Genomic DNA, 559 nt, shown 5'->3' with positions numbered 1-559 from the left:
CGTAAGCGCGCATTTCAATGCACGTCGTAGGGTGGGGTTCAGGCTGGCTGTTTGTTGAAGTTGAAGGGCAGCAGGTCCTCGATATCGGCATCGCCGGGACGCTGTGGCAGTTCGGTGAGGACGTGTCGCAACCACGCCAAGGGTTCGACGCGGCAGGCCCGGCAGGTCAGCATCAGGCTGTAGATGACGGCGCTGGCGTGGGCGCCCTGGACTGTATCGCTGAAGAGCCAGCTCTTTCTGCCGGTTGCAAAAATTCGGATGTCTCGCTCCAGAAGGTTGTTATCGATCGGCATCCGGCCGTCTTCGGTGTAGCGCGTCAGGTATTCCCATTGGTTGAGTGTATAGGAGACGGCATCTTCGAGCTTGGTGTCAGGCACAACCTTCGGCGCGATCGCGTCGAGCCATGCCTTGAGGGCGTTCAGGACCGGAACGGCATGTTTCTGGCGAAAGCGGCGCCTGGAGTCCCCCAGCGTTTCGCCGTCATCCGGCTCTTCGTCCCGCGCCTGCCGTTCAATCCGGTAGAGTTGGTCGAAGAACGTGAGGGCCTGCGCCGGCGGCC

1 protein-coding gene is annotated in these 559 nt (G+C 61.5%); it reads right to left on the bottom strand.

Going from position 1 to position 559, the window contains the following annotated elements:
- Positions 1-38: 38 nt before the first annotated feature.
- On the bottom strand, positions 39-559 hold a 521-nt coding region (locus tag JKL46_RS35110), incomplete at its 5' end, for an IS66 family transposase (RefSeq protein ID WP_201843077.1).

It is taken from the genome of Microvirga zambiensis WSM3693, from assembly GCF_016735695.1.
Lineage (GTDB): Bacteria > Pseudomonadota > Alphaproteobacteria > Rhizobiales > Beijerinckiaceae > Microvirga > Microvirga zambiensis.
The sequence above is the reverse complement of the archived record's forward strand: the minus strand, read 5'-3'. Positions and strand labels throughout refer to the sequence as shown.